This is a genomic window from Flavihumibacter sp., from assembly GCF_036676075.1.
GTDB lineage: Bacteria > Bacteroidota > Bacteroidia > Chitinophagales > Chitinophagaceae > Flavihumibacter.
Genome location: NZ_JAKFDQ010000007.1, coordinates 1070276 through 1082864 on the forward strand (window position 1 = coordinate 1070276; position 12589 = coordinate 1082864).

Here is a 12589-nt window from a genome sequence, read left to right on the forward strand (position 1 = left end):
CTCACAAAATATAAAACAAATACAAAGGATGGTAATTATATAATTGGTGATGAAGAGATAATGGGTCCTCAGTATTAACTTAGATGGGAAACAGATCGGAAAGAATATGCCGGCAAATAAAAGTGCTTACGATGCGGCGCTACCCGGGCCTGGGCGACCTGCGCAATAAGATCGCGGAGAAGCTGGGGCAATCGATCTCGGAGTCGATGGTCAATAAAGACCTGCGGGCCATGAAAGATATTTATGGGGCGCCGATCCGGTTCAACAAAGAGCGTGGCGGTTATGAGTATGCGCAGCCCGGGTTCAGTATCCGTGAGTTTCCCCTCACCCATGAAGAGATCGAGGCCATCGACCTGGCGCCGGCGATGCTGCAACAATTGAAGGGCACTTCTTTATATGAACAGTTTCAGAAAGCGGTGGGCAAGATGATCGAGGGATACAGGATCGGGAAGGTGATCGGCAAGGAAGAGTCGGAGATCATACAGATGGAAACGGGGGCTTTATCGCCGGGCTTACTCTACAAAGACTAGAAAGATCTGGATTGAAAGGAACTATGAAGGTATATTTCATGAATAGAGGAAAACACTTTTATGACAGATAAAATTAAGTTCTGTGGCTTTATTAACCTTTGTAAAGGCAATAATCTCTATTATACGATAATAGCATAAATCATCTTAAGCCAGTTGAAATTTTATACATCTTTGCCTTCCTTTTCTCTTGAACCGTTAATCTTAAATTACCTGCATAATCATTGGGTGAATGGATTGTAGCCCTTATAACTAAAAAGCCATTAACAACGGTAGTGTTGGTATCACTCCAATATGAATGAGGGTCATATCCAATATTTTCAAATGAAATACTGCACGGAGAGTTGTTAGGAAGAATTACCTGCGCAAGCGTATCCTTTTTATATACTAAAAAGTGATTCTTTGGCAATTCTGAAGGCCTCTTGACATTTTTCTGTGCAACCTCAGTTATCTCAAATACGATGGATTCGGTTTTCATATTCATTTTCAATGGTAAAGCAAAAACCGCTTCAAAAGGACTATTTTGCCAAAGGTTTACAAGTTTGGTGTTACCATACTCTGTATAATCTTTACGACCATTGTATCTTCCGGAATTATCAGCTGCCATTATCATATAAATGGTTCTATTACGACCTCTTTTATTGACCCACCAGATTTGTTCTGAAGGATGTATTTCATGGTAATTCTGGTGAAATTTCCCGAATCGCCCTTCATCCTCATCATATAATTCCAAAACCCAAGGACCATATAGGGAAACAGAATCCTGCATAGGTATGGGCATAGGGTATGGTGATTTGTAAAATTTATGTGACTCCTCATGTATATCAATTTCGCCAAATATTAGATTCCAAGGACGATTATCCGCCGGGTAATTAGCACGCATCAGATTATCCTTGTGAGCAGCTAACAACTCATTATCTGGCTTTGCTTTAATTATAAAGTTTATATCATCATCTTTATCAAACAGCCCCCCACCCATATACTTCATTCTTTCGAGTAATCCTGTAATTGTCCGCTTAAACCCATCGACTGGTTGATAATCTGTAGCTGTCCCAGTGTAAGAATTATCATTCTGGGCCATACCGATTTCGAAATCACCATCATAATTATTTCCAATTACGTCTTGGTTTTGTGCAGCTTTCTCCAATTTTCCATCCCGAATACAAACGACAAGGCTATCCATCCGGTATGTATAGGAACCTCCAGGCCGGTGATCTCGAATCAGCCTGGGATTAGTATGCTGATATTGCCCAGCACTAGTAATATAAAAAATTAGGAAGCTAATTATTTGTAATAAAGACTTTGTAAGCATTTCAATTCATTTTTTGTACCGCAAACTTAAAATGAAGAACAAAGCCATAATTAGTAAAATATGCAAATAAGAGAACATTGATTTGGGATTATCGCAACCACTTCAAACACTGTTTGCAATATTCACCAAACCCATAACCATAACTGTTAGATTATGGATGAAACAAGGTGAATTTACTAAATCAATAAAGCAGTTAGCGAAAACCAGTTTCTAATCGAAACACACAAATATTAGGTTTGTGAAAAGGATCAGAAATGAAAGATACAACACTGCTAATTTCACGTATACTGTGGTTCTTTATTCATTTACGCACAGTTTTGAGCTGTTTAATTGACAAAATCAGAGTAAAATATCTGTTTGGAATTACTTCAGGTTTAGCCATAGTCTTTCTTGTACAATTGCCATCACAAATATTCTCACAAACTCAAAGGAATGAGTTAACCGAAAAAATGTATCAAGCAATTAAAAATAATGCCCAGAATTTCCCTCAACCAAATGCGTTGGATACAATAGAAATGGGAACATTTGACCATTTGACTGGCAATTTTGATGGATTAATTGGAAGATATATGGAAGTGCATGATGGAAGAAAAACTGTAAGAAAAAGAGTTCCTGCGGTTAAGAATTCTGAAAGCTTGGGATCAGTTCTAGTTTTTCGTATGAAACATCCTATAAACCGTTTTCATGTAATCATAAATAATCGCGAATACCGGAGTAGTTCAAATAACACAACACTTTCTATAAGAATAAAAGGATCAAGCCGAATCAATTGGGAAATAGGATTAATTCCAAACAGGGGTCAACCGATTTCCAATTATAAGGATGCATTACAAATTATAAGAAAAAAATTCTACGCAATGGGGGTATATACTTTACCCTATTTGCCAATTGGAATAATTTATGCTCCTCCAGTTACAGGGTCACCACAAAATATTATAAGCTTTACTCAACAGGCGAAGGTTGGTACACGTGTAGAACTATCATCAAAAGAAGAGTTTTCAGAAACAAGACCAGAGATGACCCTCATTAATAAAGTATATAGTCTCCTGGATATAGGAATACAAAAAACCAGTAATTCATCTGACCCTTACACGCAAATTGCTAATGCTACAATGAAAGCAATCAGAGGCGCATTTGGTGAAGAAAAGATTACCAATACAATTGGAGAGATAAAAGAGAATTCATTAGTGATTGAATCAATAGATGAACAATCTGTAACTCGAAGTAACCCCATTCCCACCTTAGGACCTGTCCATTCTGACCAGTTTGTTGTCTTGAAGGATGTGCGAGTAATATGGATACTAGAGGATAATAATTTTAGCTACAGCGTACTTGATTTTACTGAAACACAATATTTGACTACAGCCTATATGCGTCAATCAAATAACCCAGATCTGAAAAATTTAGTCGCACTTGATGGGTTTTCAATCCGTGGTCCAAATCCACCCAGATATACAATAGTCAAAGACTTGAATGGTGATCCTATAAAGGAAAGTATTAGTCCATCGCTAAGTTTTGAAAGATCAATAAATAAAACCCAAATTATCTCCAATCACTCTGCAAATACAACTTATTCAAGTCAAATCAAAGACTACACATCTGGAACACTTGCTTTTCTTGGCATTGGTTTCGAGGATAAAACAATAAAGCAAACTTTCTCACAGGGATATATGACTTCAAACAGCACTGAAATTAGTGAATTGTCTAAAATTAAGATCGTTAATGGAACAAATGAATTGATAAAACTAGAGGTCTATTATGATAATGTGTTTGGTACCGTTGCGGTTCGTTTGGTGCCTAAGAATACTGTTTTAAAAGGAAGTATTTCAAACAAAAATTAATTTTTAAATCAATCAATATGAAACATTTACTTGTGTTACTTACACTATTAATATTTGAAAATTCTTATTCCAATATAAACAATGTTACTCTAAGACTTGAATGGAGCATGCATTCACGCTTTATTCCAGATACAAATTTCGCAAAAAATGAAGTTACTGTTAATGGATATAACCGAACAGGTCATAAGTACCTTCCAAGTTATGTTCACCCAACTGGATATGGGCTTACCTTAAAAGTTCATGTTAATCAAAATGGGAACATGTTACACCCTCAAAGTTTTCGCTGGGAGATTTCTGGTATGAAGAAAGAAGATGGCACACCTAACACTTTCTCCCACGTAATTACTACTAATAAAAAAATCTTGTATGCGGGCTCCTCAATGTCCGTGGATACAGAACCTGATGTACAAACAATCCCATTGTTTACATATCGTGGAACATATAAAATTAGAATTGTTGCATTAGCAAAAGGTTCAACTCCAAATCAGCCCAAAGAGATTGCGATTTTGGATCAGGTTATTGAAGTAAAGGATTATTTAGTTATTGTTATGGGTGATTCTTTTGCTTCCGGCGAAGGGAATCCGGATGAAAAAGGTAATTATGATTATGTATTTGATGATGATGATGCGACCTGGCTTGAACCAAAAGCAAATCGATCCTATAAAGGTGCACTATCCATTATTGCAGCGCAATTAGAAGCCGATGATCCTCACACAGCTGTAACCTTCCTAAATGTAGCAACATCAGGTGCAAAAACCTCACATGGACTTTTATTTCAGCAACATCCTTCCTGGCAATTAAAGGGTCAAATAGAAGAGGTAAAAGATTACATTAAAGATAGAAAAGTACATCTTGTCCTTTTATCAATCGGATTAAATGATCTCGGAAATACTCATGGAATGTCAAGGCTTATTGAAGCAGCTGCTAATCCTGCTCCGCCCGAATTTAATAATCATGCTGCTTACTATGAAGCAGGTGATATCGTAGAGAATATTTCTTTTAGATATGATGAAGTTTATGATAAAATGAAAAAGGCTTTAAATCCTGAAACTGTAGTATTGTTTCAAATGCCCGTTCAATTTATGCGTAATGAATCAGGAAATTTAACTGATGGATGTGGATTACTCAAATTAATGGAAAATGAGGACATAACTCGATTGGAAAGTATCGGAGACAAACTGATTCAACAACAAAAAGCTGCCTGTCAGAAATTTCAATGGGTCTACGTTGACGGAATTAGGGATCTATTCAAAAACCATGGATATTGTGCTGGTTCTGAAAGTTGGTTTGTCTTTATCAATGATTCGATAGAAAGTCAAGGGACTATTGAAGGTTCAATTCATCCAAATGAAAAAGGTCACAGAATGATCGCTCAACATGCTTTCCCAATTATTAAGAGCAAGGTGCAACGTATTTTGGTTCCAACTCGCCCGGGAAGAATTATAAAATAAATCCATCATAATTAAATCAACAATCTACTTCTTAAAATGACTACTTTGAGGAGGAGTAACTTCTAATTTAAACGCAAGTTCTTTAACTATAACTTCAGGAAGAGGTACCCGCTCGGCTAGCTTGTCTGTGGATTCGAGATCTTCTTTGTAGTTTTCTCCCATGAGTATATTGAACCAGCGCTCTCGATCCATTACAACCGAATACATCTTTTCATCCTGCGTGGCGGCTACATATGGGTGATATATGTGAATGGGTTTGCTACATTGTTCTGCTTTGGCTCCTATACGGTCAATACGTCCGGTTCTTTGTTCCAGGGTGCTGGGGTTCCAGCATAGATCATGGTGAATGATATGGCGGCAATTCAGATGCAGATCCACACCTTCTGACATCACACTTGTTGCTATGAGTATATCAGGATAAAAGGGGGTATTGAAAGTAAGCATCAGATTTTGGCGGGTTTCCATGATTGTTGATCCGTTTACCAATCTTACATTTGGTAGCACATTTCCGGTTTCTGCGGAGCCTATGCGAATCTCGCCAGTCTGTATGGAGGATAGTGCTTGCAAATACTTTTTTCGTTCTTCTTCTCCGCACTTGATGGCCAGAAAGGAAAGGAAATTCCTTATCATCTTTAATAATGACAAGCCGCTTGCGTCTTGTTGCTCAAATGCTTTATCGAGTAATACATTTTCATCGTCCTGCACTCCTAGTGGGAAATAACGGGTAAGAAAAGCCGGCGTTCGGAAATACCTGAGTATAACTCCCATAATCTGATCTGTGTATTCTTTCAGATCGTCGTATTCATGGATTATTGGCCGGAGCTTATCATCAAAGAGTGTCCGCATTCTATATCCTTCATCGAAACGGGATCCAATATGCGTAAGTTCTTCCTCCGCCTTTTCCCTTGAGCAACCTAATATCTGAGAAGCTTTTTCATCGATCCAATTGCGTATAGCACGGGATACTGCAAGCCTGAGACTATCGCCAGTTGCCAGGTAATGACAAAATACTAAAACCTTCTCCCCTTTCGACCATAGGTCAATTACCTTATTTACCGTTGCACTTAATTTTGGATGCTGGTCTGCTTTCCCATCGGTGCTTATCAATGTTTCAATTTCTTTTAAGTACCATTCTGCCTCTCCGTTGTTTATGGGTCTGATCAACTCATGGTCATCATCCATGTCAATGGGATCAATATCCCAGCTCTTTTTCCGGGTATACAAAAAAGCCTCATAGCTGGAGGCAAGTCCTTCTGCAAAAACAGGTCTGGCTTCAGGATTTAAGGACGACAACCTTGCCGCTAACAGAAATGGTAGCAGTGATCCGTTTCCGACCTGAAGTCCTTCAGAATTCTTAAAACTATCATTATTAATAGCAGATCCGGGGAAGACGAAACGTCGCATTACGCCTTTATATTCTCCCGTAAATTCCCTTTCACGCATATGTCGTAAAACATATTTGCGAAGATGGCTTTCGGCTAATTTCATTTTGCTGAATAAAGCATCATACCTCTCCCTAACCGAATGAATAACCGGACTTACTCCCTCCTTCTCGATCCCCTGCAGCGCCAACCACCATTGCTCAACATCGTCAAATTGATGTTCATTAATAACAAGGTCATTTGGATTAAGCTGGCCCCATGCCTGGTCGAAACGTACCGCCGCTTCCTGCGTAGAATCTAATAACTTTCTTAGTTCCAATAAGTCATTGCCATACCATTCAGGGGTTAAACCTGCTGCCAGTGCATTTTGCCAGTTGATACCCTTGAAACGATCCAACACATTACATAATTCGTGATGACCCAACTGAAAGGGTGTTGCCGTTAAAAACAACATTCGTTCGAAAACGGCATGTAGTTGGCCATCGTTGATGTCTTCATCCGATTCTGCTTCGTAAAATAATCGCGCAATATTAGTTTTACCGTTCTTGAGGTGATGGGCCTCATCCATAACTAACAATGGAATTGAATGCGTGATCCTGGTTAAGCATAAGCCCCATATCGTCTTAACTTCTTCATTGAAATAATATCTGAAATCTTTAATGCGGGATTTTACATCGCCCAGATTCTTTGCAGGCAAGTTCTCATATAATACCTCTAATAATTTATTGAAATCCTGACCTGACAAATCTTTATAAAGGATATCAATAATCTGCGCCGGAACAGGATCATCAGCGCCTTCATCCAATAAGCCATTCTGAATTAATATCTTTTTCCATTTCGAGGTATCTTTCTCCAGCAGGTCCAGGATCAAATTCTCATTATTATTTTTTCTCCCTTGTAAGCCAAAAATCTGAGATCCGAAACGGTTGAGTCTATTATACATTTTCGGTATCCGCTCATCTTTCCTCCGGTACAAAGCCCTTTGAATGATTGCGAGTTTCAACCATTTATCAGTAAGGCTTCTTGTAAGTGCACTGTGGGTGAGAAAAATAATATTCTTTCGATGAGCTGGGTCATCATCTAATAGTTTAAGAAATTCCACATTGCTCCCGGCAATCCCCCAACGCACCTTTGCACGACTTTTTTCATCAAGACATCTTTCCAAAAACACACCCAAATCCTTTGGCCATTTTTCCTTCAAACCCGGTGGAATCATGATTACAACAGGACGCTGGTCTTTATCCTGCAGGGCTACAGATACAGCAACAGCCAGTGCAACAAATGTTTTACCCATACCCACCTCATCGGCGAGTATTTGGCCCGGCATAGTTTCCAGACGCAGCAGCAGACTTTCTGCCGTTGATCGTTGTCTATCCGCATCTGCTTCCTGAATACGATCTTTTACATGAAGATTAATGGCGGGTAAGAATTTATAATTCCAGGACATAGTGATTATTCTGATTTGATTCTAGCAGTCTTTTTGAATAGTGATTGATATCATTATTCTCAGAACTTTTACATAACTCAACAATTCTTTGACCAAGATCCACCTTAAGTTTTTCAATTTCTTTTTTTACATACTCTACCGGCAAGCAACCCTTTTCGTGACGCGGCTGAACATTACCGAGGGACTTCCAAATTTCAGTAAGGAAAAATACTGCTTCACTTGCATTAAGTGCATCACGAACCATTGCTTCAATAATTGCCTTTATACCTACTGGTCCGTTCAGACGCCACTCCAGCGAACTCTTCGTGACAAAAGGGCTACCCAGTATTGTCTGAATCTGGTTGATTGCTTTTGAATACTTCCTGGTGCGCTGCAATAGAAAAGTTGAGCTATTAAAGCGCTTCAATGGATTTATAACAATGTTGGGGTCAGCATTATGTTTCGCTTTATTGGTAATGTATTTTTTCAAAATTAAATAGACTGGTTTTGCGGATGTTATTAGCTCTGCCAATACATCAAGAGGAAGATTTCTTAATTCTTCTGGTGGTGGTAAACAACTTTGATTTTCAATATTCACGGGCATAGATGCTGGAAGCGGTGATTCAGGCCATCCAATTAATAAAAAGGAGGGCAAATTAGATTCCTCCACCAATATGCGAGGCCTTGCTGGTGACTGTTGATCCTGCCATTGTTGGTAAGTAAGCAACGGCTGGTTTTTTATGTTGCTTATAGTGAAGCCAGGTACCGGCCGCGAAATATCTAATTCAAGTTCAATAAATAATTCATTCTCCCTACGCAATGTTGCCGTTTTAAAGAAGGGGGGCAGAATAGGTGTACGTTCAGCTTCTTTAAGCTCCTCATCTTCGAGAGGTTGCCACATGATATTCTTAGTATCTACTACTTCTCCCTTTATCCACGATGCATTCAACTCCTTGAACAATTGAGAGTTTTTTTCACTATTGACGAGAATTCCAATATTCGCTTCCAGGTTTGGGCGATTGGACAGTCCCAATCCACGTACAGTAAAGTTAGAAGAGCCGATAATGTATAAGTCGTATTTGCTATTGGAAAACCAATATCCTTTTCCGTGTAAGGGGCGGATTGCTTTTTCCGATGCTGATTCATCACGAATGATAGCCATCTCTAACGTAATATCCTTTCTGCCTGCAGGTAGAGAATTCAACAATGAAACAGGTGCATGAATGCGGTGGGGTTGTTCATCCAGCGAGAATTCACCAGTGGTGCTGATAGAAATTGATAAGGGTCCTTTTTTTCTCATGATCTCCCACAATTTTTTAGCAGGAACATTGTCCTTCTCAGAGGGATCGAAAAAAGGGCTGATTATATCCGCCAGATCCGGACCAACATTACCAACCTGTTCCTGCCAGATCTTGTTCGCTTGTTCAAAAAAGTTTGGCTTGCCTGGTCCGGTAATCAGGGCAAAACTTTTATAGGGAATATTACGGCTGGTAGTTGTGGTATCAGGAAAAGAATTGGCGTGCGCGCGGGCACGTTGAAGAAATCCAACCGATCTATCATTGATGGAGGCCATTGCCTGGTCTGCATTCTGTAGCAACTCAACCAGGAAATCCAATATAATAATTATGGGTACTTTGTTCTGCAAGTTGTTTTCAACCAGATCAAGTACAGCTACAATCTCCTGGTTTTTACGATAGCCTGGCACGGTTAAATTAGCTGAGCCAACGAGTATGCGTAAGTGATTTTCCCAATAAAGCACGGATATCTTTGAGTGCTGAATACCCTGTTGAAGACGAACAGGGATCAGGTCCCACCTAAGGTTTCTCAGTTGTTTGCCAAACGCTTCATCCACCAGCACTGCGGCGCATTCCACACTATTTAGCTTTTCCTCTCTTTCAACAAGATAGATTGGGCCATCTTCAGCAGCATTGGATTCCATTCCAAGGAATCTGGACAAGCATTCTTCTTCAAAAAAAGCAGCATCGAAAGTAAAGGTGGTAGCGAGGCAACCGATGGGTTTACCTGCAAGCGCTGGGATACGCCAATGATCAAGGATACGGGATTTACCGGGGGTATCAGCTTTAGCCATAAGAGTCAGGTTAGATCATTGTGAAAGTCAATAAGAGCGTAAAGCCTGTAACTATTTACATATTGGTCAACAGGTATAATTCGCTCTCCAGTTCTATGGGCGGGCCGGATCATAAATTGTTGGTTAGGGAATTCCTCCAGCCATGGCATCTTTCCATTAGGCGGTTTAGCCTCCTGGATGGAGCGATGGTGTTTTAAGATGGCCGGTATTATATCCTGCTGACCCTGAATACATATCAAATGTTCAAAATTCTCTTCAAAAAATAAAGCCTGGCCATATTTATCAAGACATATCCGGCTAGCAGCCATGGAAGATTGAAGGGAAGCAAGATTGGGGATGTGTTTACAATTATGCTCCAGTTCTGCTAGAGTTACGCGCCTGTTTTTATCAGACAGGAAAGCAAGGATATCGTAAAAGCAATTGTGAACTTCAAGGGCGAACTTCTCGTAGGTTTGGATAGTTTCCAGCAGTTCATTAAGTTCCGGATCAGTGGTTACCATGAGATAATCATGAAACTTCTTTTCATTTGCATCCTGATCCGGTTCCAGTGTTTTATAATATTCTGGGATTTTATCAAGGAATACATCCCGAAAGCCAACCTTGTCATCTACAATCAGGTTCCGGATCAGTTGCTTTTCTTTTGGTCCGGCCTTATAAGGGGCAAACAGTGGAGCCAATTCTGACCAAAAGTTTGAACTCCAGTTCGCAGCTACTTCGCCGCTATCAATACTATTACGCAGAAGTTTCTGAAGTTTATCTAACAGGATACGACCCGGACCATTATGGCCGCTAAGGAAACCGTCCATGTTCTGTTCTTCCTCCCATGTACGCAATAAGCGATCTCCTTTCTCGCCCAATATGCCATCGGTAGCAATATCAAGCGTTTCTGCCAGGGTTCTGTAAACACCATGAAAGCCAAAGGTGTATGCATTTTTAAGGTAACGGTTACGGGAGAGCGAATCTTTATTCTTGAATGCCTCCTGGGCTTTAAGCGTGCCTGGCATGCCGCGATATTGGGCAGGATCATCTCTATATGTTCGATAAAGCGCCTGAACCATGATCCATTCATACACCTGGAATGGCTCGCTATAACCATCAGCGCAAATAGCACCTTCGAAGGGTTCACAAATACGGGCACCTGCAGCTATGGCGGTAAGGAAACGAGGATGGCGCATACGTTCACGTACGCCGGGGACCAGTCGGTTGCCAAGACGATCGGCGATGGAGGCTAAGCCAAGTGGATCAAGGGTGCCTTCATCGGATAAAACGGGGTCGTAGAGGGTGGAGGTGATAAGCATTTTTGATAACGGATAGGTTAGGATAAGGTAGCTACATGTTTGAATTTACAAATGTTTAAAACAAAATACCATTTTGATCTGCAGCCTATTTGCATTTCGGGTTACAGTAATATACCTACGTATTGCAAATAGATTGCACTCATGATTATTATAATTGAGATAGAACAATAAATAAAAACAAATAACCTTAATTATGAGCCCTACGGCGTTTCACTCCGAGATTTTCCCGATTTTAAAAAACTGAAAATTACCTATGGCAACAACTACAATGACTTTAGAAAAACTTATAAATGGGTCCAAACATTTATCCACAGTCAGCGATAATTACAGGCAATCGTACCGGGAGTTTATTAAATATTTCAAAAATGCGGGCAAGCTTAACGAACATCACATAATCATTGGGGCTCACATGGTATATGGATGGATGCCCAGAAGTTTAAATCTTGATATATCGAATAAAGTTGTTCTGCTTAAAATTCTCAACAAGGCGAGAACCAGTGAAATAATAAACGAAGAAGAGTTAACTGTGGTCAAAAAGTCGATTAACAACTCTCTTGTGGGCAGTTCCAAGCTTCTGCATTTTATTAACCCTCAACAATATGCCATCTGGGACAGCCATATCTATCGAATCTATACTAAAAACAAAAGCAATTACGGGATCCAATCTGTAAAGCTATATTTAGGATATAATAAATGGCTTCATAGTTTAGTGGATAAAAAGGAAACTTTAGAATTATTTAAAAATGTAAAGGAGAAGCTTGGCTACTCAGTAAGTAAACTAAGGGCTTTGGAGTTGGTGCTGTTTGAATTAGGAAGGAAACGGAAAACTAGGAAATGACGCCAGAAAGGTTTTAATGGTGGCCGAATTATCAATTGTATCCCCTGCTAAATTCCAAAGCGTTGGTAATAATTGGGGGGGGTATAATCGAACAGATGGAATATGTTCACGCCGCAGCAAGTTGTATTTTTTGCAAACCCTCTATTTGCCACTATTGCCATTGCCATATGGTTTATTGGCTTCTGTGTGTAGGCATTTGTGTGCCTTGCAAAAGAGCCTAATTTGGTGTGTCGGATCTATCACTTTTATGATGTTTATAAAGTCTTCCAATTTATATGATCTACCTACTGTCTGTCTGTCGTAAACCATAAAGTAATGATAGTTGTTTCCTACTTTACTTGCCCAAAGATTTCCAAGTCTGATTTTTTGTTCTGGGTCTAAGTGGTCGCCTTTTGTTTCCAAAAAATTGTTTTGGCGCCTTTTGT

The 12589-nt window shown here is 39.6% G+C and carries 8 protein-coding genes; 4 read left to right on the forward strand and 4 right to left on the reverse strand.

Features of this window, described 5'->3' with window-relative positions:
- The first annotated feature begins 83 nt into the window (after window positions 1–83).
- On the forward strand, window positions 84–530 hold the full coding sequence (locus V6M43_RS07420; RefSeq protein WP_332733828.1) for a hypothetical protein: 447 nt from the start codon (window positions 84–86) through the stop codon (window positions 528–530).
- A 139-nt stretch (window positions 531–669) separates the two neighbouring features.
- Here the strand turns inward: V6M43_RS07420 and V6M43_RS07425 are convergent, their stop codons facing one another.
- Window positions 670–1710 (reverse strand): hypothetical protein, encoded by a 1041-nt coding sequence (locus tag V6M43_RS07425; RefSeq protein ID WP_332733830.1) that lies wholly within the window; start codon window positions 1708–1710, stop codon window positions 670–672.
- A gap of 383 nt (window positions 1711–2093) precedes the next feature.
- On the opposite strand from V6M43_RS07425, the gene V6M43_RS07430 reads away from it, so the two are divergent.
- Together V6M43_RS07430 and V6M43_RS07435 are read left to right on the forward strand one after the other, a co-directional pair.
- Window positions 2094–3680 carry a hypothetical protein gene (locus tag V6M43_RS07430; protein WP_332733832.1) on the forward strand — a complete coding sequence of 529 codons (1587 nt, stop codon included), beginning with the start codon at window positions 2094–2096 and terminating at the stop codon, window positions 3678–3680.
- A gap of 17 nt (window positions 3681–3697) precedes the next feature.
- Window positions 3698–5131, forward strand: coding sequence for a GDSL-type esterase/lipase family protein (locus V6M43_RS07435; protein WP_332733834.1), 1434 nt, complete (start codon window positions 3698–3700; stop codon window positions 5129–5131).
- 24 nt (window positions 5132–5155) lie between these two features.
- Here the strand turns inward: V6M43_RS07435 and V6M43_RS07440 are convergent, their stop codons facing one another.
- Genes V6M43_RS07440 through V6M43_RS07450 form a run of 3 tightly spaced genes read right to left on the reverse strand, consistent with a single transcriptional unit; the run spans window position 5156 to window position 11326 of the window.
- Window positions 5156–7960 (reverse strand): helicase-related protein, encoded by a 2805-nt coding sequence (locus V6M43_RS07440; protein WP_332733836.1) that lies wholly within the window; start codon window positions 7958–7960, stop codon window positions 5156–5158.
- Window positions 7944–10028, reverse strand: coding sequence for a hypothetical protein (locus V6M43_RS07445; protein WP_332733838.1), 2085 nt, complete (start codon window positions 10026–10028; stop codon window positions 7944–7946). Before V6M43_RS07445 ends, V6M43_RS07440 begins: the two co-directional genes overlap by 17 nt.
- 5 nt (window positions 10029–10033) lie before the next feature.
- On the reverse strand, window positions 10034–11326 hold the full coding sequence (locus V6M43_RS07450; RefSeq protein WP_332733839.1) for a hypothetical protein: 1293 nt from the start codon (window positions 11324–11326) through the stop codon (window positions 10034–10036).
- 253 nt (window positions 11327–11579) lie between these two features.
- Here V6M43_RS07450 and V6M43_RS07455 point away from each other — a divergent pair, with 253 nt between their 5' ends.
- Entirely contained in the window at window positions 11580–12164 is a 585-nt protein-coding gene (locus tag V6M43_RS07455) for a hypothetical protein (protein WP_332733840.1), read from the forward strand.
- The last annotated feature ends 425 nt before the right edge of the window (window positions 12165–12589 follow it).